The sequence below is a fragment of the Paenarthrobacter sp. Y-19 genome (assembly GCF_029223985.1).
Classification (GTDB): Bacteria; Actinomycetota; Actinomycetes; order Actinomycetales; family Micrococcaceae; genus Arthrobacter; species Arthrobacter nicotinovorans.
Window position 1 is genome coordinate 66,536 of the sequence record NZ_CP119414.1, and the last position, 25,299, is coordinate 91,834.

22 protein-coding genes are annotated in these 25,299 nt (G+C 63.5%); 12 read left to right on the forward strand and 10 right to left on the reverse strand.

Annotated elements, in window-relative coordinates; genetic code table 11:
• Window positions 1–13: 13 nt before the first annotated feature.
• Window positions 14–1,732, reverse strand: coding sequence for an AMP-binding protein (locus PYR64_RS00375; protein ID WP_275777663.1), 1,719 nt, complete (start codon window positions 1,730–1,732; stop codon window positions 14–16).
• Window positions 1,733–1,864: 132 nt separating this feature from the next.
• Between PYR64_RS00375 and PYR64_RS00380 the strand changes: the two genes are divergently transcribed.
• Window positions 1,865–3,082: an acyl-CoA dehydrogenase family protein gene (locus tag PYR64_RS00380; protein ID WP_018779476.1), complete on the forward strand. Its 1,218-nt coding sequence runs from the start codon at window positions 1,865–1,867 to the stop codon at window positions 3,080–3,082.
• A 94-nt stretch (window positions 3,083–3,176) separates the two neighbouring features.
• Here the strand turns inward: PYR64_RS00380 and PYR64_RS00385 are convergent, their stop codons facing one another.
• The 3 genes from PYR64_RS00385 to PYR64_RS00395 form a co-directional block, all read right to left on the reverse strand.
• Window positions 3,177–4,784, reverse strand: coding sequence for an APC family permease (locus PYR64_RS00385; RefSeq protein ID WP_052247096.1), 1,608 nt, complete (start codon window positions 4,782–4,784; stop codon window positions 3,177–3,179).
• A 373-nt stretch (window positions 4,785–5,157) separates the two neighbouring features.
• Window positions 5,158–6,798, reverse strand: a complete 1,641-nt coding sequence (locus PYR64_RS00390; RefSeq protein ID WP_275777668.1) for a GMC oxidoreductase — start codon at window positions 6,796–6,798, stop codon at window positions 5,158–5,160.
• A complete protein-coding gene (locus tag PYR64_RS00395) occupies window positions 6,799–8,310 on the reverse strand; it encodes an aldehyde dehydrogenase family protein (RefSeq protein ID WP_275777671.1) in 1,512 nt (503 codons plus the stop codon).
• Between the two features lie 138 nt (window positions 8,311–8,448).
• Between PYR64_RS00395 and PYR64_RS00400 the strand changes: the two genes are divergently transcribed.
• Window positions 8,449–10,050, forward strand: coding sequence for a molybdopterin-dependent oxidoreductase (locus tag PYR64_RS00400; protein WP_026267410.1), 1,602 nt, complete (start codon window positions 8,449–8,451; stop codon window positions 10,048–10,050).
• 58 nt (window positions 10,051–10,108) lie between these two features.
• Here the strand turns inward: PYR64_RS00400 and PYR64_RS00405 are convergent, their stop codons facing one another.
• Window positions 10,109–10,885: an AraC family transcriptional regulator gene (locus PYR64_RS00405; RefSeq protein ID WP_181423334.1), complete on the reverse strand. Its 777-nt coding sequence runs from the start codon at window positions 10,883–10,885 to the stop codon at window positions 10,109–10,111.
• Window positions 10,886–10,935: 50 nt separating this feature from the next.
• Here PYR64_RS00405 and PYR64_RS00410 point away from each other — a divergent pair, with 50 nt between their 5' ends.
• Window positions 10,936–11,394 (forward strand): DUF2000 domain-containing protein, encoded by a 459-nt coding sequence (locus PYR64_RS00410; protein ID WP_275777674.1) that lies wholly within the window; start codon window positions 10,936–10,938, stop codon window positions 11,392–11,394.
• A 133-nt stretch (window positions 11,395–11,527) separates the two neighbouring features.
• Entirely contained in the window at window positions 11,528–11,821 is a 294-nt protein-coding gene (locus PYR64_RS00415) for a cupin domain-containing protein (RefSeq protein WP_275777676.1), read from the forward strand.
• 12 nt (window positions 11,822–11,833) lie between these two features.
• On the opposite strand, the gene PYR64_RS00420 is transcribed toward PYR64_RS00415, so the two are convergent.
• The 5 genes from PYR64_RS00420 to PYR64_RS00440 all read right to left on the reverse strand — a co-directional run bounded on the left by PYR64_RS00420 (window position 11,834) and on the right by PYR64_RS00440 (window position 16,087).
• Complete coding sequence (locus PYR64_RS00420) at window positions 11,834–12,430, reverse strand: TetR/AcrR family transcriptional regulator (protein ID WP_275777678.1); 597 nt, start codon at window positions 12,428–12,430, stop codon at window positions 11,834–11,836.
• A 44-nt stretch (window positions 12,431–12,474) separates the two neighbouring features.
• Window positions 12,475–13,233: a MerR family transcriptional regulator gene (locus PYR64_RS00425; RefSeq protein WP_275777680.1), complete on the reverse strand. Its 759-nt coding sequence runs from the start codon at window positions 13,231–13,233 to the stop codon at window positions 12,475–12,477.
• A 76-nt stretch (window positions 13,234–13,309) separates the two neighbouring features.
• Window positions 13,310–13,963: a PadR family transcriptional regulator gene (locus PYR64_RS00430; protein ID WP_275777682.1), complete on the reverse strand. Its 654-nt coding sequence runs from the start codon at window positions 13,961–13,963 to the stop codon at window positions 13,310–13,312.
• Window positions 13,964–14,180: 217 nt separating this feature from the next.
• The gene (gene nadE / locus PYR64_RS00435; RefSeq protein WP_079582483.1) at window positions 14,181–15,002 is read right to left on the reverse strand and encodes an ammonia-dependent NAD(+) synthetase; all 822 of its coding nucleotides are present in this window, start codon (window positions 15,000–15,002) and stop codon (window positions 14,181–14,183) included.
• Window positions 15,003–15,070: 68 nt separating this feature from the next.
• Entirely contained in the window at window positions 15,071–16,087 is a 1,017-nt protein-coding gene (locus PYR64_RS00440) for a LacI family DNA-binding transcriptional regulator (protein WP_018779466.1), read from the reverse strand.
• A gap of 127 nt (window positions 16,088–16,214) precedes the next feature.
• On the opposite strand from PYR64_RS00440, the gene PYR64_RS00445 reads away from it, so the two are divergent.
• The 8 genes from PYR64_RS00445 to PYR64_RS00480 are packed head-to-tail and all read left to right on the forward strand — an operon-like array spanning window position 16,215 to window position 25,277.
• Complete coding sequence (locus PYR64_RS00445; RefSeq protein ID WP_018779465.1) at window positions 16,215–17,579, forward strand: extracellular solute-binding protein; 1,365 nt, start codon at window positions 16,215–16,217, stop codon at window positions 17,577–17,579.
• 12 nt (window positions 17,580–17,591) lie between these two features.
• On the forward strand, window positions 17,592–18,653 hold the full coding sequence (locus PYR64_RS00450) for a sugar ABC transporter permease (RefSeq protein WP_275777683.1): 1,062 nt from the start codon (window positions 17,592–17,594) through the stop codon (window positions 18,651–18,653).
• Window positions 18,650–19,585 (forward strand): carbohydrate ABC transporter permease, encoded by a 936-nt coding sequence (locus tag PYR64_RS00455; RefSeq protein WP_018779463.1) that lies wholly within the window; start codon window positions 18,650–18,652, stop codon window positions 19,583–19,585. The genes PYR64_RS00450 and PYR64_RS00455 overlap by 4 nt, the downstream gene beginning before the upstream one ends.
• A 2-nt stretch (window positions 19,586–19,587) precedes the next feature.
• On the forward strand, window positions 19,588–20,436 hold the full coding sequence (locus tag PYR64_RS00460) for a sugar phosphate isomerase/epimerase family protein (RefSeq protein WP_275777685.1): 849 nt from the start codon (window positions 19,588–19,590) through the stop codon (window positions 20,434–20,436).
• Window positions 20,433–21,629 carry a Gfo/Idh/MocA family oxidoreductase gene (locus PYR64_RS00465; RefSeq protein ID WP_018779461.1) on the forward strand — a complete coding sequence of 399 codons (1,197 nt, stop codon included), beginning with the start codon at window positions 20,433–20,435 and terminating at the stop codon, window positions 21,627–21,629. The genes PYR64_RS00460 and PYR64_RS00465 overlap by 4 nt, the downstream gene beginning before the upstream one ends.
• A complete protein-coding gene (locus tag PYR64_RS00470; protein WP_275777687.1) occupies window positions 21,626–22,558 on the forward strand; it encodes a sugar phosphate isomerase/epimerase in 933 nt (310 codons plus the stop codon). Before PYR64_RS00465 ends, PYR64_RS00470 begins: the two co-directional genes overlap by 4 nt.
• Before the next feature lie 2 nt (window positions 22,559–22,560).
• Window positions 22,561–23,955, forward strand: coding sequence for a glucuronate isomerase (gene uxaC, locus PYR64_RS00475; RefSeq protein ID WP_275777688.1), 1,395 nt, complete (start codon window positions 22,561–22,563; stop codon window positions 23,953–23,955).
• Window positions 23,952–25,277 carry a mannitol dehydrogenase family protein gene (locus PYR64_RS00480; protein ID WP_039239480.1) on the forward strand — a complete coding sequence of 442 codons (1,326 nt, stop codon included), beginning with the start codon at window positions 23,952–23,954 and terminating at the stop codon, window positions 25,275–25,277. Before uxaC ends, PYR64_RS00480 begins: the two co-directional genes overlap by 4 nt.
• Window positions 25,278–25,299 lie beyond the last annotated feature (22 nt).

Sequence of the window (25,299 nt, forward strand, 5' to 3'; positions counted from 1 at the left end):
GTTGCTCGGGTGCTTAGTCTTTCAGATTCGGGAACTCTTCTTCGGTGTATTCCACCCCTAAACCTGTGGGAAGCGGACCGTCTCCATGCCGGGCAACTTCCGTTCCCCGGAGCTCCACCCGCCGGATCTTGCCTGAAATCGTTTTGGGCAATTCGCCGAACTCTAGGCGCCTGATCCGCTTGAAGGGTGCAAGTTGTTCCCTGCAGTATTTAAGGATGTCCTCCGCCACGGCAGGGCCGGGCTCGTAGCCCGCGGCCAGCACCACAAAAGCTTTCGGCACCGACAATTTCACGGCATCAGGCGAAGGCACGACGGCGGCCTCCGCCACTGCGGGATGCTCGATCAGGACGCTTTCGAGCTCGAAGGGGGACAACCGGTAGTCGGAGGACTTGAAGACGTCGTCATCCCGGCCGACGTAGGTGATCACCCCGTCGGCGTCCCGGCTGGCCATATCGCCAGTGTGGTAATAACCGTTGCGGAAGGCATCGGCCGTCTTGGCTGCATCGCCGAAGTAGCCTTTCATCAGCCCCACGGGCCTGGGGTCCAAGCGCAGGCAAAGTTCGCCGTCGTCGGCTTCCTCTCCGGTGACCGGGTCGACAAGGACGACGTCGTACCCGGGCAGCGGCCGGCCCATGGAGCCGATCTTGACCGGCTGGGCGGGGGTGTTGGCGATCTGGACTGTCGATTCGGTTTGGCCGAAGCCGTCGCGGATGGTGACGCCCCAGGCTTGCTCCACCTGGCCGATGACCTCCGCGTTGAGCGGTTCGCCTGCCGAGACTACCTTCCGTGGCGGGGTGGCCAGCTGGGTGAGGTCGGCCTGGATGAGCATGCGCCACACGGTGGGCGGGGCGCAGAAACTGGTGACGCCCTCCCGGCCCATCTGTTCCATGAGGGCTGCTGCGTCGAAGCGTTCGTAGTTGTAGATGAAGACCGTGGCCTCGGCGATCCATGGTGTGAAGACGTTGGACCAGGCGTGCTTTGCCCAGCCCGGGGAAGCGACGTTCAGGTGCACGTCGCCCGGTTCCAGGCCGATCCAGTACATGGTGGACAGGTGGCCCACGGGGTAGGAAGTGTGGGTGTGCTCCACCAGCTTGGCGCGGGACGTGGTGCCGGAGGTGAAGTACAGCAGAAGGGTTTCGTCGGCGCGGGTGGGGGCGTCGGGCGTGAAGTCCGTGCCGGCGTCGTACGAATCCGCGTACTGTTTGGCGTCCGGGTTGGTGCGCTCCGCGCCAACCTCAATGAGTTGGTAGTTGCCCTCGACGTCGGCGAACTTGCCGATGTTGGCACTGCCGACCGCCACCCAGGCTGCGCCGCCCCGCTCGACACGGTCCTGGAGATCCCTGGCTCCCATGAGCGTGGTGGTGGGGATCATGACGATGCCCAGCTTGATGCCCGCCAGCATGAGTTCCCAGAGCTCCACCTGGTTGCCGAGCATGATGATCATGTGGTCGCCGCGCCGTACCCCCTGGCCACGGAGCCAAGTGGCGAGCTGTGACGACCTGTCCGACAGTTCCTTGAACGTGCGCCGCGTGGAGCTGCCGTCCTGCTCCACGATGATGAGCGCGGGCTTGTTGCCCCGTTCCCCGTCCGCTGCGAGTTGGTCGAACCAATCCAAGGCGAAATTGAACTCATCGAAGCGGGGCCACTGGAATTCTGCGTGCGCGGTCGCGTAGTCCTCGCGCAATGCCAGCAGCCGGTCGCGGGCCGCACGGAAGTCTTCTGTGACTGTCATAGTCCGCCTTTCGCTGTGGGATTGCCAGGGCACCCTTGCCCGGCATCCCGCCTAGTGATCCACATCACCTTGCAATATACTAGGACATCCAAGGGTTTGGAAGAGCCTTCCGGGACATGACGAAGGGGTCTAATGCTCGAGCAAAAAGCTGCCGGCACCGTTACCAGCGGTCCAGCTTCAGAACGCGTCCTCCCTCCTTACCCGGAGGCGGACCTCATGCACGTGGTCGACCTGCTCCCCGACGGGGAACGGGAGCGGTACGTGCAGATCAGGGAGTTCCTACAGTCACACATCCGTGCAGCCAGTATCGACTACTGGAACCGGGAAGAATTTCCCTTCGGACTGCTCGCGGAGATGGCGGGGTTCGGGCTGGGCGGGCTGCAAACGGACGGCTCCTCGCAGCTGTTCAAGGGGCTCATGTACACCGAAGTTGCACGCGCCGACGTGTCCCTTTCCGCGTTGGTGGGCATCCACAATGAACTCATCGTCGGCATGATCAACGAGCTCGGCTCACCGGAGCAGAAGCGCAAGTGGCTGCCCGGCCTGCAGGCTTTCACCCAGCTGGGCGCCTTCGCGTTGACGGAACCGGACCACGGTTCGGATATCGCCGGCGGACTCTCGACGACGGCGCGGCGCGACGGCGGCGAATGGGTCATCAGCGGTGCCAAGCGCTGGATCGGGGCCGGCACCATCGCCGACTTCGCTTTGGTCTGGGCGCGTGATGTTTCCGACGGCCACGTCAAGGGCTTCATTGTTGAAACGGACCGGCCCGGCTACTCCGCGACGAAAATCTCCAACAAAATCGGCCTCCGCATCATGCAGAATGCCGATATTGTCCTGGAGGAGGTCCGGATCCCGGCGTCGAACCTCCTGCCGGGCGCAACAGAGTTCTCCCGCGCGAACGATCTCCTGCGGGATTCCCGTGCATGGGTGGGCTGGCAGGCTGCGGGCATCCAGTTGGCCGCTTTTGATATTGCGCGGTCCTACGCCTTGGAGCGGAAGCAGTTCGGCAAGGAACTCGCCCGCTTCCAGCTGGTGCAACAGCAGCTCGCCGACATCCTGGGCAACGCCAATGCTTCCCTGTCCATGATGGTTGAACTGGCGCGGATCCAGCAGGCGGGAAAGCTCCAGATGGTGCAGGCCGCCATGTGCAAGGCCACCACCACACGTCTGGCGCGTTCATCGGTGGCGATGGGCCGGTCCCTCCTGGGCGGGAACGGAATCACCACCGATTACGAGATGGGAAAGCTGTTCGGTGACGCCGAAATCCTCTACACCTACGAGGGCAGCTACGAGATCAACTCGATGATCGTGGCCCGCGCGGTGACGGGGAAATCGGCGTTCGTCTAAAAGTGGAAAGGGCATCCCTTTCGCTGGTGCGGAACCAGCGAAGGGATGCCCTTGTCGTGCTTGTTATGGGGTGTGATTGCCAGCGGTGTGCTTGCTAGGAATTGCGGGCCGCGGCGAGGGAGGGGTCGGCCTTTGCCGGGTCTGCCTGGTCTTCCGGCGCGGCAGCCGGCACGGCAGCGTGTTCGGCCAGGACCCCTGTCTTGTGCCTGATGCGGAGGCGGTAGAGGAGGGCTCCGCCCACCACCACTGCGGCAACGAACATCACACCGCCCCATTGCAGGTACCACTCGAAGGGCGGGACTGAGTTGTAGATCTCCGGTCGCGGCCACACCAGGTTCAGCGTCATCGCGCCGCCCCACAGGACTGCCAGGATGTTCACGGGCAGCCCCCACTTGCCGAGGCTGAATCCGGGTTCTGATCCGTCGTCCTTCAGTGGCCACTTTTTGAGGAACCGGCGCCGCAGCATCGGCACGGTGACCAGCAGGTAGGAGAGGTAGATCAGGACGATGCTGATGCTGGAGAGAATGGTGAAGATTGCAGGCTGCGAGATGTTGACGATCAGCGGGATCACTGCCACGACGCCGATGACGATGGCGGCCACCGTGGGGGTTTTCCGGGTGGGATGCACTTTGCTGAGCTGGCGGCTGAAGGGAAGGTTGTTGTCCCTCGCCATGGCGAACATCATCCGGATGGCGGCTGCGTGGACGGCCAGGGTGCAGACGACGACGGCCACGACGATGCAGACAAGGAAGGCCTTGCCGAAGGGGCCGCCCAGCACCGAAAGTACGATGTACTGCAAGCCGCCATCGGCCGCTCCGATTTTGGGATCGGAAAGATCCGGGGCTGCCAGGATTCCGCCCAGGAGGAGCAGCCCGCCCAGCAGGAAGGATGCTGTGACGGCACGCAGGATCGCTTTGGGGGCCGTGCGCTTGGGGTCCTTGGTTTCTTCACCGAGTGAACTGGCGGTATCGAATCCGTACATGACGTAGCCGGAAGCCATTGCGGCGATGAGGAACACGCCGAAGAAGCCTAAGGGGTGTTCCTCGCCGAACCCGGCGGTGTCCAGGAGAACTTCCGGTCCGCGCACGGAGTGCCAGATGAGGGCCACGATGAGCAGGACGGCCGCCACCAGTTCCACGAACACGCCCACGCTGTTGATCATGGTCATGAGCTTTACGCCGAACGCATTGATGAGCGTGGAGATGCCGATCATGATGCTGGCAAGGATGACCCCGTTGACGGCGAAGTCGTACGGGCCGGTACCGTCGCCGACCAGTTGGAAACCGCTCCAGATCTGCGGCAAGGTGATTTGAAGGGCCAGGGCAACAGATCCCAGCGCCATGATGGACGAGAGCAGCAGCAGCCATCCGGCCAGCCACGCCCATGTTCCTGTTGAGAGCCGCTTGGCCCAGTTGTAGACCGAGCCGGCCACGGGGTAGCGTCCGGCCAATTCCGCAAAGCAGAGGGCAACCATGAGTTGGCCGACGAACACGATGGGCCATGACCACGCGTACGCGGGACCGGCCGTGGAGAAGCCGAAGTAGAACAGTTGGAAAACGCCGGTGAGGATGGAGATGTAACTGACGCCGGCTGCGAAGCTGGCAAACTTTCCGATGCTGCGGTCCAGGGTTTGGGCATAGCCAAACTCGTCCATACCGCTTGCATCGCTCTTGCAGGGTCCTAATTTGCTGGGTTCTGACATTCGAACTCCTAACTCAGACATGCACGAATGGTGATGACCTGCGGCCGCCATTGGTCGCAGTCGAAATCAAAAGGCCGGGCACATCTGCGTGCCTCAGGCTGTTTCCCCCGTTGATGTTGCGTGGCTGGCCGGGACGTTCGAGGTGGTCGATGTCCGGGCCGGTCCGCCAAGCCACTTCCGTTTAAGTGTGGCGTGGGTCATAAGAAGCAGGTTAGTTCAGTTTGAACATGCGTTCAAGACTTGTGAATGAACAAATGTTCAAGAATAATGCGCGCGCCTTTCCGTTCACCACCGCGCCCCTGGAGGGTGCGCGGAAGCGCCGGTGAAGGCGCGCCCGCTTCACCGCTGGTTTCGGATGATGTCCCGTGCCCGCTCAGGCAAGGGACAAGCTGAAGTCCGCCTCCGCCGTCGTCGTTTCGCCCGACCGGCCGGCGCGGATGAGGTCTGCGCACCGCTCGCCAATCATCATCACGGTGATGTTGGGGTTTACCGTGACGTGCTCGGGCATAACGGAGGCGTCGGCCACGCGAAGGCCCGTTACGCCCTTGACGCGCAGCTCGGGATCCAGGGGCGACCTGTCGTCGCTCACCGGGCCCATGCGGACTGTCCCGACGGGATGGTAGACGGTGTTGTGCGTCTTGCGGATGTAATCCTGCAGTTCCTCGTCGGTCTGCGCTTCGATGCCGGGGGAGAGCTCCCGGCCGGCCCATTCGGCCATGGCCGGCTGGGCCGCGATTTCCCGGGCTTTGCGGATGCCGGCCACCATGACGCGCATGTCGTGGCCTTCCGGATCGGTGAAGTACCGGGGATCCACCATGGGCTTGTCGCGGAAGTCCCGGCTGCGGAGCCGCACAGTCCCGCGGGAACGGGCATGGGTGACGTTCGGGGTGAGGCTGAAGCCGTTCTCCGTGGTGGGGTAGCCGTAGCGCAGGGTGTTCATGTCGAAGGGGACCGAGCCGTAGTGCATCATCAGGTCCGGACGGTCCAAGCCCTCCTCGGTGGGGGTGAAGATGCCGATTTCCCACCATTGGGTGGAGGTCTGCACCATCGGCTGCTTGGCTTCGAACTGGACGACGCCTTCCGGGTGGTCCTGCAGGTGCTCGCCCACGCCGGGCGAATCCACCAGCACCTCGATGCCATGGGCCGCCAGGTGGTCAGCGGGGCCGATGCCGGAGAGCATGAGGAGCTTCGGGGAATCAATGGCGCCGGTGGAGAGGATCACCTCGCGATGTGCCGAGAGGCGGTGGGTGCGGCCGAAGGCTGAATCAACCACGTCGACGCCGGTGCAGCGCTTGTCCGCGTCGAACACCAGTTGGCGGGCCCGGAGGCCCGTGAGGAGCGTGAAGTTGGGGCGGTCAATGATCGGGTGGATGTAGGACACCGAGCTGGACGAACGGGTTCCGTCCGAGCGGCGGTTGATCTGGAAGAAATTGGCTCCGTTCACAACAGTGGTGCCCGTATTGAACTTGGCCCGGGGGATCCCTGTCTGCTCGCAGGCGTCCAGCAGGGCCACTCCGGCCGGGTCTGCCGGGGGAACATTCATCAAGTGGACCGGGCCGGAATCGCCGTGGTGGGGAGCGTCCGGGCCGGCGTCCTCGTTCGTTTCGAGCCTTTTGTACAGCGGCCAGGCGGCGTCGGCGTTCCATCCCGTGGCCCCGTACTTGGATTCCCATTCGTCCAGGTCCTCGCGGGGAGCCCAGAAAGCTATGCAGGAGTTGTGACTGGAGCAGCCGCCCATGACCTTGGCGCGGGCGTGACGCATGAAGGAGTTGCCGTTCTCCTGTGGTTCCACCGGGTAGTCCCAGTCGTACCCCGACTCCAGCAGTTCCATCCAGCGGTCCAGCTGCAGGATTTCGGGCAGGTTGCGGTCATCCGGACCGGCTTCAACGAGGGCCACCGTCACGTCCGGATCCTCGCTCAACCGGGCAGCAACCGCGGCCCCTGCGGACCCGCCGCCGATGACGACATAGTCGAACGCGCGCTCGCCGAGGGTTTCGATGTTGTCGCTGTGCATCTAGTTCTCCTTGCCGTGGTCAGCGAACCAGCCGGTCACCTGGGGGCTGGTGTTCTGGTAGATGTGCTTGGCTTCCTGGTACTCAGCCAGGCCGGTGGGGCCGAGCTCGCGGCCCACTCCCGATTGGCCAAAGCCGCCCCACTCCGCCTGGGGGAGGTAGGGGTGGTAGTCGTTGATCCAGATGGTGCCGTGGCGCAACCGGCCGGCCACGCGCTGTGCCTTGCCGGCGTCCTGCGTCCAGACGGCTCCAGCCAGTCCGTAGATGGTGTCGTTGGCGATGCCCACGGCTTCGTCCTCGGTCCGGAAGGTCTCCACGGTTACTACCGGGCCGAACGCCTCGTCGACCACCACAGACATTCCCCGGGTGACGCGGTCCAGGATGGTCGGCTGGTAGTAGAACCCGGCGTCGTACTTCTGTCCTTCAGGCGCCGAGCCGCCGGTCCGCAGCCGGGCGCCTTCCGCGATGCCGCGCTGGACGTACTCGTGGACTTTGTCGCGGTGTTCGGCGGAGATCAGGGGGCCGGTTTCGGCGTCCTCATCGAACGGCCCGCCCAGGCGGATGGTTTCGGCGCGGCGGACAAGCTCGTCGACAAAACGCTCTGCGATGGACTCCTCCACCACCAGGCGGGCACCTGCGGAGCAAACCTGCCCGGAGTGGACGAAGGCTCCGTTGAGGGCGTTGTCGACGGCGGCATCGAAGTCGGCGTCGGCGAAGACAACGTTGGGGTTCTTGCCACCGAGTTCCAGCGCCACCTTCTTGACGGTGGCGGCTGCGGCCGCGGCGATGCTCTTGCCGGTTTCCAGGCCGCCGGTGAAGGAAACGAGGTCGACGTCGGGATGTTCCGTCAGCGGTGCGCCCACCTTGCGGCCGGGTCCGGTGAGAAGGTTCGCGACGCCGTCGGGCAGGCCAAGATCCTTCAGCAGCTGCATGGTGAGAATGGCGGTGGACGGCGTCAGCTCGGCGGGCTTGAGGACGAAAGAGCAGCCGGCGGCCAGCGCCGGGGCGATCTTCCAGGCTGCTTGCAGCAGGGGGTAGTTCCACGGTGTGATCAGGCCGCAGACGCCTACGGGTTCGTAGACGATCCGGCTGACGACGTCGGGGTTTCCGGCGTCCACAACGCGGCCCGGCTGTTGGCCCGCGAGCCTGCCGAAGTATTCGAAGCAGGCCGCGATGTCGTCCATGTCGATCCGGCTCTCGATAATGCGCTTGCCGGTGTCCAGGGATTCTGCGCGGGCGAACTTCTCGCGGCGTTCGCGCAGTTCCGCGGCGACTTTGAGCAGGAACGCGCCCCGCTCGGGTGCCGGGACGGAGGACCAGACTCCGGAGTCGAAGGCCGCGCGGGCTGCGGCAATAGCGCGCTCGGCGTCTTCGCGGCCGCCCTCGGATACCGTGGCGACCAACTCGCCGTCGGCTGGGTTGTGAATGTCGCGGACCGCGCCGGATGCAGCCGGCTCCCACGATCCGTTGATGAAAAGAGTGGATGCGGAATCAGAAAATGTGGCTTGGGTCATACGAAGCAGGTTAGTTCACTTTGAACATCTGTTCAAGGAAAATCATGAACAGATGTTCAAAGTGGTAGCTGTCTCGTCCTTCCGGTGACGCGACATTCGTCAACCCATCCAAGCCCCGGGCCGCTACGAATCAGTTGCATGAAAAAGCTTGGATCCCGGACCAGAGGTACCGACAGCATGGCGGCGCTGGCAGGCGTGGTGTCGGCCGGCGTCGTTCTCGCCGTAGCGGAACTGATCGGCGCATTCTTCACTGCCAGGGCAACCCCGGTGTTTGCACTGGGATCCACCTTCATCGACTTCACGCCGCCCTGGATGAAGGACTTTGCGATCGCCACGTTCGGCACCAACGACAAGGCCGCCCTGTTCGTGGGCATGGGCGTAACCATCGCCGTGCTTGCCTGCGTACTGGGTGTGGTGGCCTACCGTAAGTGGGCCCTCGGCGTCCTGGGCGTGCTGTTCATGGGCGCAGTGATCGTGGCCTGCGTCCTGACCCGTGCAGGGGTGGGTTTCGCCGACGCCATCCCCTCGATCCTGGGAACCATCGCCGGGCTTCTGGTCCTGCGGCGCCTCATGGTGCCGTTGTGGGGGATGAAGGCGTGGCCGGAAGCTCCTGCGGACATGGCGGCCGACGCCGAAGTCCGCAACGGCAGTGCCGGCGTTGGCACCGCCGGGACCAGCCGCCGTCGTTTCTTTGCCGCTGCCGGAATCACCGCGGTGGCTGCCGGCATCGCCGCAACCGGTGGGCGGTTGCTCGGAGCCGCGCGCAACAACATAGCCGAGGCCCGGAACGCGCTGAAGCTCCCCGCGCCGGTCAAGGCCGCGCCTCCCGTGCCGGCCGGCGTCCAGTCCCCGGTTGAGGGAGTCTTTCCATGGCTGACACCCAACAGCGAGTTCTACCGTATTGATACCGCCCTGAGCGTCCCGGAAATCAACGTTGATGACTGGCAGTTGCGGGTGCACGGAATGGTCGAGGAAGAGGTCACCCTCAGTTTCCAGGACCTGCTCGATGCCGAACTGATCGAATCGCATGTAACGCTGACCTGCGTGTCCAACCCTGTGGGCGGAAAGCTGGCAGGCAACGCCAAGTGGCTGGGTCTTCCCATCCGCGAGGTCCTGGCCAGGGCCAAACCCAAGGAAGGCGCGGACATGGTGCTTTCGAAATCCATCGACGGCTTCAGTGCTTCCACCCCGCTCGAGGTCCTCCAGGATGACCGCGATGCCATGCTGGCGATCGGCATGAACGGGGAGCCGCTTCCGGTGGAGCACGGATACCCTGTGCGGATGGTGGTTCCGGGGCTGTACGGGTTCGTTTCAGCCACTAAATGGGTGGTGGACCTGGAAGTCACCCGCTTCGCGGACAGTAAGGCGTACTGGACTGAGCGTGGCTGGTCGGAGCGCGGCCCCATCAAGACCATGGCACGTGTGGACGTACCCAAGTCCTTTGCGAAGTTCCCGGCAGGCAAGGTCGCCGTGGGTGGTAGTGCATGGGCGCAGACGCGGGGAATCACGAAGGTGGAAGTGCAGATCGACGACGGCGAGTGGGTCGAAGCAACCCTCTCCGACGAGGCATCCACCATTACTTGGCGCCAGTGGTCTTATGAGTGGGACGCCACACCGGGCATCCACTACGTGAAGGCCCGCGCCACCGACGGTACCGGAGAAGTCCAAACGGAAAAGCGCGCAGATCCTGTACCTGACGGCGCCTCGGGCTGGCCGTCGGTGATGGTGACGGTGGAGTAGGTGTTCGGGTGCGGACCAAATAGCCGATAGCGACGGTCGGCCCCATCGACCCTCAGGGTCAAGCGGTGAAGGCCCCGGGGGTAGTACCCAAAACACGCCTGAAATGCCTGGTGAGGTGTGACTGGTCATGGAAGCCGGCCTCCACCGCTGCTTCAGATGCCGGGATGCCGTCCAGTAACAGTCGCCTGGCCCTGTCTACTCTTCGACCGGTGACGTAGCGGTAGGGGGCGATCCCGTACGCCTGAGAGAAAGCGCGCACCAAATGGCTCGGATGGGCACCCAGCAGCCGGGCGGCCTCGGCGATGGTGAACGACTCGAACAGGCGATCATCCAGCATCTCCCGCAATCGACGTGCCAGAGGTGCGTCGCGTGACCGCGTCGGGGGCGTGCCGAGGTGGGAAAGGACGGACTCGTGGAGGGCGAGGACACCACCTTCCGCGGCCATCGCATCTCCCTGGGATGACAGAGCTGCGTGGATGCCGACCACGGTTGAGACGATCTGCGGATCCAACAGCAGCGGGTGAGCCGCCGCAACGTCCGCGGCCCTTGAGGGCAGCCAGTCCTCGCTCAGGTAAAGGACACGCTTGCGAAAGGCTTTGCCTTCGACGGCGGAACGTCCGTCGTGCGGAACATGTGGCGGTAACAGTGTGATGGAGGCCGGAACGGCCTGATGTTTGGTGTGGTCCAGGTCGTACGCCACCGCGCCCTGGTCTATCAACAGGACGGTCCAGTCCTCGTGGGTGTGCGACGGATAGCTGTGGCGCTCAAACGTCGCATGGAGTACTTCCCGCACGTAGGGCACTGCCGGGTGCCACGCCCGCAGAGAATCACCCATGCAAGAAATGTACAAGACCGCCAGCGGGGCCAGCGACCAAGCTTGGTTCCATGCAGGAAAACCAAACAGCCATTATTGATTCCCCGTCCCCGGCATCCGGCCGATTCGATACGAAAGTGGTGGTGGTTCTCAATGAGGACCTGCTGCCTTGGCAAGAGCTCAACGTCACAGCTTTCCTCATGAGTGCCATCGCTACCAGCGCTCCCGGGCTGACAGGGGAAAGCTACAGGGATCGGGACGGAAACGAATACCTGGCAATGCTTCGCCAGCCTGTGCTGGTCCTTTCTGCTGGGCCCGACCTCTTGGCCAAGGCCCGCGAGCGGGCCCTCGCACGGGACATACCCACGGCTGTCTATACACGTGAGCTGTTCTCCACCGGTCACGACGACGCGAACCGGGCGGCAGTCGCGTCGGTCCCCGCCCGGGACCTTGACCTTGTTGGGATCGCCCTCCGCGGTCCTCGGAACGTCATTGATCGGATCGTCAAGGGTGCACGGATGCACAAATAGGAATGCTGAATCTCGAACCGGGCATCAAAAGACACATGACTTCCAGAGAAAGCACTGACCGCAAATGAAACATCCAGTACACAACCTCGATACCGCCTTTGAATCAATCTCCGGGTACTGGAAGCCGCACCGGGTGACCAGTATCAATGACTACGATGTGAAAGCGGTCAAGATCGAGGGCGAATTCGTGTGGCACTCCCATCCTGACACCGACGAAATGTTCATGGTCATCAGCGGGGAACTGACCATTCAGTTTCGGGACGGCAATGTTGTGCTCGGACCGAACGATATTTATGTTGTCCCGAAGGGGATTGAGCATTGCCCAAAGGCTGAATCCGAAGTGCACGTTCTGCTCTTCGAACCAAAAGGCACCGCCAACACCGGTGACGCCGGAGGGGAGAGAACTGAGCGACTCCGGGAACTATAGTTCGAGGAACCCTTATTGGTGCCGCGTAGGGGCGAAGGCAATCTCTTCCGTGCGCGCAATTCCCCTTTCGATGGCCGCCTTGTCGATGCCCAGAAGCGTGGTGAGCCACATGCCGTTTTGCACGACGACGACGTCATCCGCCCGGGCCTTGCATTCATCGGCGGAGAGCCCGGGAACTGCGTTTCCGATCAGTGCAGCCAGCCCCTGCAGGTACCGGTCAAAGGCTGCGGCGTTGATTTGTGCGAACTCCTGATCGGCCTGGGCGAGGGCCCACAAGTGAAGGCGAAGGGACAAATACCTCGTTGTCAGGAGTCCGGGGTCGGCAACGCGCCGAAGAGCCTCCCGCAGCTGCTCCTCGGGATTTGAAGCCGGTTCAGGCTCCACCAACAGAAGGTCGTGTTCCTCAATCTGGTGCAGCACCGCACGGATCAGGCTCGACTTGTCCTCGTAGTAGTAGTTCACAAGCCCCAGGGCGACGCCGGCTTCGCGCGCCACCGCACGCATGTTGATGCCCGAAATGCCGTGGCGGGACAGCAACTCCAGGGCTGCTTCGAGGATGCGTGTCTGCCTGTCAGCCTGTTCGCCGGTTTTTACGGTGCTTGTACCCATTCGGCCAGACTATTGCCAAACCCGGATCAGCGCATCCCGACCGCCTAGAGGTTTCTTTCCGCGTAGATACGCAGGGCATCCCGTACGAAAGCGGCCCCTGATTCCCCGCCGTAATTGGTGGCAAAACGCGGATCTGCCACATACATTTCGCCCAGGCCCGTGACGTAACCTTTGACGTCTCCGCCAGGTGCCGCCGTCGGGGTTCCCGGGATGCCGCGCAACCACTCGACGTGCCGTTTCGCGAGGTCCTGCGCTTCAGCGCTGTCCGGTGCGACGCCGGATTCGGCGGCCGCAATCCAGTCTGAGCCGAGCTTCCGGACGTTGTCCTTCCATTGCTGCTTTTCTTCGGCGCTCATGCCGCGCCACCAGGAATCGCCGGCGGCGTAGGCATCCTTGCCCCAGCGTTCCTCGACTTCGTCCTTGTACTGTGTGTGGTCGAAGCCATCAAACATGTCCTGTGCCATGTACTTTCCATCCCCTTGCATCGTGTCGATTGTTTGCCGGACTGAGGCGATTTGCCGGGCAAGCCGGTCCCGCTCCTGGCCAAGCCATTCCAGATGGCTGCTCAGTGCTTTGACCGTGTCCGTCTCGCGATGGAGCACTTCGGCGATGGCCGGCAGGCCGAGCCCCAGTTCCCGGAGCAGGAGGATGCGCTGGAGCTGGACCAAGGCCGGACCGTCATAGTAGCGGTAGCCGTTATGGCCGGTCCGGCTTGGCTTGAGCAGCCCGATGTCGTCGTAGTGACGCAGTGCGCGGCTGGTAGTCCCTGCGATCCTTGCGATTTCCTGGATTGACCAGTCCATCTGTCCTCCGTCTCCTCCTTGTTCTTCGACATTAGAGGTTGACGTTACGTCAAGGTCAAGGGGATTGTGCCTGCCACTAGTCGGCCAGGATCAGGTAGAGCGCCCGGCGGGTTTCGTCCAGCTTCTCGATTGCGGCCCGGCGCTGTTCCTCCGTGGCCGCGCCGCGGAACTGGTGGATGACCCCCATCAGCTTGCCGATGCTCTGGTGGAATTCCTGCATGTTTCCGTCGGCCTCGGTATTCCAAGCGTTGGCGAGTTCTTCCTCATGCTCGGCAACGTAGGCGCGGCCGTCATCGGTGAGGGTGAATTCCGTCCGGCGACCCTCGCCCACTGCCGTGATGAGCTCTTCATCAACCAGCTGCTGGAGGGTGGGGTAGACGGAGCCGGGGCTCGGGCGCCACGCTCCGGACGTCTTCTCGGCAATGGTCTTGATCAGGCCGTAGCCGTTGGACGGAGCCTCAGCGAGCAGGGAGAGGATTGCCGCGCGGACATCGCCGCGGTTACGGCGGGGGCCGCCCGGGCCGAACCCTCTCGGCCCGAATCCGCCGGGACCGAATCCGCCGGGGCCGAATCCCGGGCCAAAGCCTGGTCCGCGCCCTGGCCCAAAGCCGCCTCCGCCGTGCCCGCCCGGACCGCGACGGCCCTTGCTGCGGTTGAAGCGGTTGCGGCCGTGGGGACCTTCGCCGTGTTCCGGGAAAGAGTTTTCTTCGTGATTGTGGATGCCTTTCATAACAGCATCGTCCTTTCGATAGTTGTCACCGAAGGAGTATCGGCGATAGTTAACGATATATCGGTAGCTATCGCAGTGTCAATGGAGGTGAGGAAGGGTTTGGTTGAAGGGTGCGGGAGGTGAGGGAGGGTTCAAGCACGACGGCGGGTGCGGACTTATCGCTAAGTCCGCACCCGCCGTCGTGGATGTCTTTAGTGGCGTCCCTGGAAGGCTGCGCCTACTTCCACCAGGTATCGAAGATCGTGACCGGCACAGTCCGCTTGTGGCGGGTCCGGAGATATTTCTGCTCGATCAGTTCCGCTGACGCCTGGTCGATGTCGCGGCCTTCAAGGTAGTCGTCGATCTGGTCGTAGGTAATGCCAAGCTCGTCCTCATCGGTGCGGCCGGGCTTGTTATCCAGGAGGTCGGCCGTGGGGACCTTCTCCCAGACGCGCGACGGAGCTCCGAGCTCGGCAAGGAGTGCGCGGTTCTGGCGTTTGTTGAGGCCGAACAGCGGCAGGATGTCCGCGCCGCCGTCGCCGAATTTAGTGAAGAAGCCCGTCACGGACTCGGCGCCGTGGTCGGTTCCGATCACCAGGTAGTTGTGTTCGCCGGCCAGTGCGTACTGGGCGATCATCCGTGCGCGCGCCTTGGTGTTGCCCTTGTGGAAGTCGGAGATCGGAGCGCCGGTGGTTTTCTCGAACTCGTCCTCGAAACCGTCAACGGCCCGGGAAATGTTGTAGGTCCATTCGGTCTTGGCCTTGATGAAGTCCAGTGCTGCCTGGGCGTCGTCCTCGTCGTGCTGCACGCCGTAGGGAAGGCGGACAGCCACGAAGTTTGCATCGACACCTTCGGCCTCCAGTTCCTCCACTGCGAGCTGGGCGAGGCGGCCGGCCAACGACGAATCAATGCCGCCCGAAATGCCCAGGACAAAGCCTTTGGTTCCTGTTGCCTTCAAATAATCCTTCAGGAAGGTGACCCGCTTGCGGATCTCCTCCGCAGGATCGATCCGGGGCTGGACGCCCATTTCCTCAATGATCTTGGCCTGGAGTTCGCGCATGTGTTCCACACTAGTCAGCATGGCTGCGGACGCTCAACCATATTGCACACATCCAGCCCACGTGTCAGCTAGTTGGGGGACACCGGCCCCGTTGACCCCCGCACGGTGAGATGGGTGGGCATGACCGCAAGGCGCCGGCTGGAGCCTGCGTGCAGGGGGTCGAGTTGCGCCAGGAGCATCGAAACAGCCACCCGCCCTGCCTGTTCAATCGGTGAAGCCATGGTGGTGAGCGGCGGATTGCAGAAGTCGGCGCCAAAGATGTCGTCGCAACCCACAATGCTCATGTCTTCCGGCACGCGGATCCCGCGTTCCCTGAGGCGCTGCAACATGCCGATGGCCAGCAGGTCGTTGAACACGATGCACGCTGTTGCCCCGGTGCGCGCCGCAGCGTCGGCTGCTGCTGCCCCGGAGGTCGTCTTAGGCGTGAAGGGCCCGACGCGGGACGTCGTCAGTCCCCTGTCGCGGCTTTCGTCTTCGAAGGTCTTCCAACGCTTGGCGTTCGACCATGACGACGCCGGGCCGCCGACGTAGCAGATCCTGGTGTGGCCCAGTGATGTCAGGTGTTCAAGCGCCTGGACGACGGCGCCCGGGGTATCGATGACGACCGTGGGGGCATTGGCTGATGACCGGTTGATGGTGACGATTGCCTGCGACGTTGCCGCTTCGAGTATCTGGGCATCGGTGAGGCGGGAGGCGGCCAGGATGAACCCGTCAGCTGTCCGCTGCATCTTCTGGAGCGTATCGGCCTCCATTTCCGCAGACTCTTCGGTGTCAACCAGCAACTGCGTGTAACCCGCTGCCTTGAGCTGGTTCTGGGTGCCCCGGATGATGTCGAAGTAGAACGGGTTGGTGACGTCGGGAACAAGGAGCGCGATTGCGTTGGTGCGCCCCGAGCTGAGTCCACGGGCTTGTGAACTGGGGACGTAGTTGAGCTCGGCAGCCACCTTTTCGATGCGTTCGCGGGTGGCCCTGTTGACGCGGTCGGGGTTGGACAGGGCCCGGGAGACAGTGGACGTGGCCACTCCCGCCAAAGCGGCGACGTCCCGGATGGTGGGTGCGGATCCCCGCGCGTTTGTCTCAGCCATAGGAAGATTGCACCATTCATGGCAACTTTTGGCAACCGCTTGCCGCATCATTGCCGGACTCATAGACTCGATGCCGAAGCCCCTGTGACGTAGACCACTAACGGGCTGTGTATCCAAGGAGGAAACAATGAGGTTTGCACCATCAGCCAAACTTGCCGCCGTCGCTCTGACGGCGGCCCTGGCACTGACAGCGTGTGGGGGGAGCGACAACAGCAGCACGTCCAACAGCTCCGGGGGCGCCGTTGACGGAACGGGCAAGAAACTGAATGTCCTGACCGGCGTCAACAACCAGTACCCCGAGCAGCAGAAGGAATGGTTCAAGGACATCGCCGCAAAGTTCAAGGCGAAGACCGGAGCCGACGTCGAGTTCGAGACCTTTGCTTCAGCCAACGATGAGCTGACCCGCATCCAGACTTCCGTTGTTTCCGGCCAGGGCCCGGACGTCTACAGCCTGGGCACCACCTTCACGCCCACCGCCTACGCCACCAAGGCCTTCGTGACGTTGTCGGAGGATGACTGGAAGAAGGTCGGCGGTAAGGACCGCTTCAACCCGGCCGCACTGGGCATTTCAGGTCCTGACTCCGAGCACCAGGCCGGCATCCCCTTCGTCAGCCGCCCGTTTGTCATGGCGTACAACAAGGACCTCCTCGCCGCCGCAGGAATCGAAAAGCCCGCAACCACTTGGGATGAGCTTGCCGAACAGGCCAAGAAGATGACCAACGCAGGCACCGGAACCTATGGCCTGGCAACCGGGTACAAGGACAACTTCGATCCGTGGAAGTTCATCTGGGCCATGTCCGTGCAGGCAGGAAACCCCCTGGTGGACGGCGACAAGCTGAAGATGGATGACCCCACCGTCAAGAAAGCGTACGAGACCTACTTCGGCTGGCTCACCAAGGACAAGGTAGTGGATCCGGCAGCCATCGGTTGGAGCAACAGCAACGCCGTAGCGGCCTTCGCGTCCGGCAAGGCCGGATACCTGATGATGACCACATCCAGTTCGATCCCCACCCTGGACAAGTCGGCCATCGCCGGCAAGTACGCCTACTCCATCATGCCCACTACGGCTCCCGGGGAATCTTCCCCCAAGGGCGACGGCGACAAGGCCGCGAGCATCCTCTCCGGCGACAACGTAGTGGTTGCCGACTACTCCCAGCAGAAGGACCTGGCGTTCGCCTACATCGAGCTGATCACCTCCAAGGAAGAGCAGCTGAACTACCAGAAGATCTTCGGTGAGCTCCCTGCGAATGCCGAGGCACTCGCGTCCCTGACTGATCCCAAACTGCAGCCCATCGCCGATGCCGCAAGCAAGTCGAAGGCAACCCCCTTCACAGGCGCCTGGGGCGATATCCAGCTGGGACTCCTGAACGTCACCGTCCAGTCCATTCCGGACCTGGCCAAGGGCTCTGTAGACAACGGCGCACTGGAGACACGGCTAAAGGATGCACAGTCCAAGGGCCAGGCCTCCCTCGACCGGGCCGCGAAGTCCTAGGCAGGGTTTCCCATGTCCACTGATTCCTTCAGGGAAATGAAAACCGTGGCTGGTCCGGCTGCCCGCGGGCAGCTGGCCCGGTCCGGGCCGACAGAACCAGCGCTCGACGCCGGTGCCTCACCAAACGCAGGCGCAGGAGCCACCCAGCCGGCCGGCAATGGCCGGAAACCCGCCCGTCGCAAGGGCTTGAGTGAGCGCAACCGTCCACTGTGGATGCTGATCCCCGGCGGCGTCCTGATGTTCGTCATCATCGTGGTCCCGCTGTTCCTGGGCATCTACATGTCGGCGCTCAACCTTGACCAATACTCACTGCGCAAATGGGTCAGCGCACCGTTCATTGGTGTCGACAACTTTGTGGAGGCCCTGACTGATTCACCGCTGCTCCACTCGGTGTGGTTGAGCGTCAGTTACTCCCTGATCGCCATGGTGGTCACGTTGCCGTTGGGGATCGCCGCGGCTGTAGCCACGCAGAATGCCTTCAAGGGCCGCGCGCTGGTCCGTTCGATCTTCCTGATCCCGTACGTGTTGCCCTCCTTCGTGGTGGCAACGGTGTGGCGGACCATGTTCCAGCCGGACGGAGTGGTCAACTCGGCGCTGGGTGTCTTAGGCATGGACGGTGGATTGTGGCTCAACGGACCGCAAACGTATTGGACGCTGATCCTGGTCCAGATCTGGGCTTCCTGGCCGTTCATCTACCTGCTGGCCCTTTCCGGCCTGCAATCCGTGGACCACGAGGTACACGAGGCCTCCGCCTTGGACGGAGCGCTGTGGTGGAAGAAGCTGCGGTACGTCATCTTCCCCTATCTCAAGGGGCCGCTGGCACTCGCCTTCCTGATCGGCATGCTCCATCACATCAACAACTTCACGCTCCCGTTCGTGCTGTTCGGGGTCCCGGCGCCGTCCGACGTCGAAGTGCTTCCGATCCTCACCTACGTCACCAGCTTCCAGAGCTTCCGCTTCGGCCTCAGCGCCGCCATGGCGTTCGTGTCCTTGGTGCTGATCGCCATTCCGCTGTTCATCTACCTGCGCGCCGTCAAACTGGACGACGCCGAGACGCCGGGAGGCAAGAAGTGAGCGCATCAACCACCTCGGTCCGCGGCACGTCGCGCGGAGTCCCGGCCGGAACCACGTTCCGCCCCGGTTCCAGGCGGCAGCACGAAGTAACCCGTCTCCTGCCCGGCCCCATGCTGGCTATCATCCTGACAGTCCTAAGCGCCATCGTCCTGATCCCCGTGGCCTATATCTTCCTGGCCTCGGTCAACTCTGACATCGGCGTGGCAAATGGTGAGTTCTGGCCTTCCACGTTCTCCCTGGAGAACTACACCAAGATCTGGTCCAGTGTGGGCCTGGCGAAGGGCCTCGGCAACAGTGTCCTGGTCGCGGGAGCCACTGCGGTGGTTTCGGCTGCGATGTCCGTCTCCATTGCCTATGTCCTGGTCCGCTACCAGTTCCGTGGCCGGCTCTCCATCCTCCGCGGACTTCTTGCCCTGCAGTCGGTCCCGGGAACCCTGATGGTCCTTCCGGTCTTCGTGCTCTTTTCCTCGGCCGCCAGCTACCTTGGCGTCCAGGTGATCGGTACGCAGTGGGGACTGTTCATCACCTACCTGACGTTCGCGATGCCTTTCTCCACCTGGGTGATGGTCACCTATCTGCGTGGCCTGCCACGCGAACTGGAAGAGGCTGCACGGATCGACGGCGCCAGCAACCTGGGCGTCCTGGTCCGGATCATCCTTCCACTCAGCTGGCCCGGAATTGTGGTCTCGGGGATCTTTGCCTTCCTGCTCGGCTGGAACGATGTCCTGTTCGCCTCGGTGATGACCCGGCCCGACAGCCAGACGGCGGCAGTGGCCCTCCAGGTCTTCGGAGCCTCGCAAGAGGGTGGAGCCATTCCCCTGTACGGGCAAATGATGGCGGCCTCGCTCGTTTGTGCGGCGCCCGTCGTGATTCTCTACCTGATTTTCCAACGTTACCTAGTGGGCGGTCTCACCGCCGGAGGAGTTAAGTAGCAATGACCGGTCCAGCAACAGTCCAGTGGACGCTTTCGGGCTTCGGAGACGAGATCGACGACGACCCGGTCCTGCAGATCGCGGTGCTCCAGGCTTTGGGCGCGAACCACATCGAAGTCCGCAGTGCATGGGGGACCAACATCGTGGACCTTGATCCCGAACAGTTGGCGGAACTAAAGAGGCTCCTGGATGCGGCAGGCATGGGAGTCTCGGCGATTGCTTCCCCCATCGGCAAGGTGGACGTGACGCTGCCGGTGGAACACGAGGTTGAACGCCTTCGCCGTGCAGCCAACGCAGCGCAAGTTCTCGGCTCCCGCTACATCCGCATCTTCTCCTTCTACTACGGAGAAGGCGTGGACGTGGACAGCATCCGGGACGATGTCATCGAGCGGATGCGTACTCTGGCGGACGTCGCTGAACACTCCGGAGTGGTACTCCTGCACGAGAACGAGAAGGACATTTTCGGAGACACCCCCGATCGTGTGCTCGACATTATCGAGTCCGTGAACTCGCCGGCATTGAAAATCGCGTGGGATCCGGCCAACTTCGTCCAGGTGGGCGTCAAGCCCTTCGACGAGGGCTATGCCAAACTCCGCCCCCACCTCGAGTACCTGCAGGTCAAGGACGCACGGTTCGCGGACGGCGTCGTGGTTCCTGCCGGTGAGGGCGACGGCGATCTGCTCCGCACCGTGGAGGCGTTGAAAGCTGACGGCTTCGAAGGATTCGCGAGCCTTGAACCACATCTGGCCGGAGCCCATGGCCTGGGCGGTTTTTCGGGACCGACCGCTTTCGGGATGGCCGCCCGGGCCTTTGCCAAAGTCGTTAACGAAGCAGGAGTGGAAACCAAGTGAGCACCGAAACGTCCAACCCTATCCTCAACGTCGCCATTGCCGGCTGCGGCACTATCGGGCGCACCCATGCGGCATCCGTCGCCGAAATCGGTGATCTGCAGGTCACGGCCCTGGTGGATGAGATCGCGGAAGCTGCAGACGCGCTGGCCCAGCACATAGAAGACCAGGGGGCGGCACGGCCGGCCACGTTCCGGAGTCTGGACGAAGCTTTCGCAGGTGCCGACGTCGATCTTGTCATCATTGCTACCCCCAGCGGACTGCACATCGAGCAGGCTCTGGAGGTACTCAACGCCGGCAAGCACGTGGTGATCGAAAAGCCCCTGGACGTGAACCTCAACCGCGCCGACGAAATCCTCGCTGCAGCGAAAGCAGCGGAAGAGAAGGGACTTGTAGCCAGCGTCATCAGCCAGCACCGCTTTGATCCCGCGAGCATCGTGGTGGACGAAGCCAATCGTGCGGGGCGCTTCGGCCGGCTGACATCGGCCATCGCCTCCGTGAGCTGGTACCGCAGCCAGGGCTACTACGACTCCGGTGCCTGGCGTGGCACCTGGGCCATGGACGGGGGAGGTGCAGTGATGAACCAGGGCGTCCACACCGTCGATCTCCTGCTGTGGTTCCTGGGCACCCCGGTCGAAATCAGTGCCAAAACGGCCCTCCTGGCACACACCGGCGTTGAAGTCGAGGACACCGCGGTGGCCACCGTGACCTTTGAATCGGGTGCCCTCGCAGTACTTCACGCCACCACCGCCGCCTACCCGGGGCTGAGCGTCAGGCTGCAGGTCATGGGCAGCATGGGATCAGCCGTCATCGACAGCGACAACCTCCAGTTCTTCCACACTGCGGCCTCAGAAGAAGAGACACAGAGTGGACCGATGGGGATGCCCGGCGCCAGCAACCAGGCTGAGGCGGAACTGGCCAGGTTCGCGGACCCCGCACCGCAGGCAAAGCTGGACCCAACCCTCTATCCCGCCGGCCACATCCGCCAATACCGGGACGTGGTGGACGCCATCAGGAACGGCCGGCCGGCAGGCGTCACCATCCAGGATGCCGTCACGGCATTGGCCACGGTACGCGCGCTGTACGTTTCGGCCACGCTTGGCCGCCCCGTGCTCATCGCCGACGTGGTTGCAGGCAAGTACAACGACGTTGAGGTTCGGACCGGCAACGGCCACTTTGAGGAGGTCACGGCATGAAATTCTCGGTCTTCACGGCCTCCACACCGGAATGGTCACCGCAGGAAGCTGCGACGGAGCTGGCGGCCCAGGGCTGGCACGGCATCGAATGGCGGGTCACCGACCAGGCTGATTCGCCCGAACCCGGCTTCTGGGCAGGGAACATGGCCACCTGGCCCATGACCGGCCTTGAGGATTCGCTGCCGGAGATTGCCCGGATCACCACGGATGCCGGCTTGGAGTACTCCGGCCTGGGCGGTTACGCCCGCTGCGACAATCACGACGGCGTGGAGCGCGTTCTTGCCGCCACCGCCGCTTTGGGCGCACGCCAGGTCCGGGTCAACGTCCTGCCGCTCGGGAACTCCACCATGGGGGGCGGCGAGCCCAGCGGCCTGTCCTACCCTGAGCTGTTTGCGGCCACCCGGGAACACTACGAGTGGGTGGCCGAACGCGCCGCGCACCATGGCGTCAAGGCACTCGTGGAACTGCACCACGGCACGGTGACGGCCTCGGCATCATCGGCCCGCAGGCTCCTGGAAGGCCTGGACCCGCAGCACGTTGGAGTCATTCATGACCTGGGCAACCTGTTGATCGAAGGCTGGGAATCACCTTTGCCCGCCCTGCAGTTGCTCGGCCCGTATCTTGCCCACATCCACGTCAAGAATGCCCGGTGGATCCGTACGGAGGCACGTGACGAAGCCGGAGCTGCTGTTTGGGTGAATGAGTGGGCGCCGCTGGCCGAGGGGCAGGGGAGCGTCCTTGGCTACTTCAAAGCCTTGGCCGAGGTGGGCTACGACGAATGGGTAACAGTAGAGGACTTCTCCACGGATGTCCCGCTCACTGAACGCGCCGCCGGAAACCTGCAGTACCTGCGCCGGGTAGCAGACCTTGCCGGACTGTCAGTTCCTGCCAGCGCCGATCTCTCCGCCGGTTCCATCCCGAAAGGCTGACCATGTCCCATTCCCTTGCCACCCATCCCGACCGCCTCCTTCCAGCGGATCCGGGGACGCGCAGCATCGCGCGTTCCTTGCTGGGGCGTGTCCAGGACCTGCCCATCATTTCCCCGCATGGCCACGTGGACGCGGCAGTGATCGAACTGAACACGCCGTTCCCGGATCCTGCGGCATTGCTGGTCACCCCGGACCACTACGTGACGCGACTGATTCATGCTTCCGGTGTTCCGCTGGAAAAGCTGCAGCCGCAGGCAGGGGCGCGCAGCATCTGGCGGTCCTTCTGCGAGGCATGGCCCTTGTTCGATGGCACCGCCTCCGGGTACTGGCTGCGGACGCAGTTCGAGTCGGTTTTTGGGTGGCAGGGGGAGTTGTCCGCGGAGACCGCGGACGCGAGCTTCGATGCCATTTCAACCAAGCTGGCGGAGCCCGGGTTCCGTCCCCGGGAATTGTTCAAGGACTTCAATATTGAGGTCCTCGCCACCACCGATGATCCCCTCGACTCGTTGGACAGCCATGCCGCCTTGGCCGCTGATCCGTCCTTCCACGGCCGCGTGCTGCCGACTTTCCGCCCGGACGCGTATATCAACATCGCGCACCCGGCGTGGACGGCCAACGTCGATCGGCTCATTGCCGAAGCGTCCGACGGCGGCACAGGCTACCGGGGATACCTCACCGCCCTGGAGAATCGCCGTCAATATTTCGTGGATCACGGGGCAGTGTCCGCAGATCATGGCGTGAGGACACCGGCAACCCTGAAACTGGACGAGGCCGAAGCGGAGGCCCTGTTCGACAAGGCCCGTGCCGGCCTCGCCACGGCCTTGGACCGTGATGCCTTCGAAGCCCACATGATGTACCAGATGGCAAGGATGTCGGTGGAGGACGGGCTGGTGATGACCATCCATCCAGGCTCCTTCCGGAACCACCACCAGCCCACGTTCGAAGCCTTCGGCGCCGACACGGGCCACGACATCCCGTTCGCCGTCAATTACACCGAAGCGGTCCGGCCGTTGCTGCAGGACTTCGGCACTGCCAAGGACTTCCATTTGGTGTTGTTCACGCTCGATGAGACCGTCTTCTCCCGCGAACTCGCACCACTGGCAGGCTTTTACCCCTCGGTCTACATCGGGGCGCCCTGGTGGTTCCTTGACGCCCCGGATGCCATGCTCCGGTTCCGCTCAGCCGTCACGGAAACCGCAGGTTTCTCCAGGTCATCCGGGTTCATCGATGACACCCGCGCCTTCTGCTCCATCCCCGCCCGGCACGACGCCTCACGACGGATCGAGGCCTCGTTCCTGGCACGGCTGGTTGCCGAGCACCGCATCAGTGAGGACCGCGCACACGAGCTGATTGTCGACGTCGTCGATTCTTCCCCGCGAAGGGTCTTCAAACTGTGAGTGCCCAGACGACCCCCCGGCTCAGCCGCGCCAGCGCGTTTCCGGGGCAAGCCACACCGCCGGTCCGGATAGTGCACCTTGGCCTGGGGGCGTTTCACCGCTCCCACCAGGCCTGGTACACCCATCACGCCGGCGATGCCGCTGACTGGGGCATCGCGGCCTTCACCGGACGCAGGCCCGATGCGGCTGACCTGCTGGCCGGGCAGGACGGTGTATTCACTGTGGTGGAGCGCTCGGGCGCGGGCGACACCTTCGAGGTCATCGGCAGCATTGTGGAAGCCGTGGATGGTTCCGACGTCGGGCGGCTGGCCGGGCTTCTGGCCGCACCCGCCACGGTTGTGGTCACGCTGACCATCACGGAAGCGGCGTATGCGGCGGTTGGCGCGGAAACGCCGCTGGCCCGTCTGGTCACGGCGCTCGCTGCCCGCAAGGACGCCGACGCCGGGCCGATCGCCGTGGTCAGCTGCGACAACCTTGCGGAAAACGGCCTGGTTGCCGGGAAGGCGGTGCGGGCCCTCGCAGAGGCGACTGACCCGGCCCTGGGCGAATGGATCAATGCCAACGTGAGCTTTGTCGGTACCTCCGTGGACCGGATCACGCCGCGCACCACTCCGGAGGACCTTGCGGAAGTGGCCGAACAGTGCGGCTACCGGGATGAGGCCGCCGTGGTGGCTGAACCCTTCCACAACTGGATCCTCAGCGGTGACTTTCCGGGCGGCCGTCCCCGGTGGGAGGATGCCGGCGCGGTTTTCGTGGACGACATTGAGCCCTACGAAAACCGTAAGCTCTGGCTCCTCAACGGAGCGCACTCCATCCTTGCCTATGCTGGCTTGGTCCGGGGCCACACAACCGTGGCAGAAGCGCTGTCCGACGGGACCTGCAGGGCCGCCGTGGAGGCATTTTGGGATGAAGCATCCCGCCATCTGCCCGGCGAAGGCCTGGATATTCCCGGATACCGCAGGGCCCTCCTGGACCGCTTTGGCAACTCGCGGATTGCCCATCATCTGGCGCAGATTGCCATGGACGGAACCACCAAATTGCGTATGCGCGCCCTGCCTGTCCTGGCCGCTGAACGTGCCCTTGGCCGTTCAGGAGACGGCGCTGCCCGCATGATCGCGGCCTGGGCCGCGTACTTGTCCGCGGCTGAAGACTTCCAGGACCCCCTGGCAGACGACATCAAAACCGCAAAGACGCTCGACGGCGAACAACGCACCGCTGCGCTGCTGGCACTCCTCAGCCCAGGGCTGGCCGGGGACAGTGCCTTGGTTTCCCATGTTCACCGGCAGCAAGACGCCATCGCCGCTGCCCGCACCCACGCATAGCCACTGGAAGGAATGCCACACC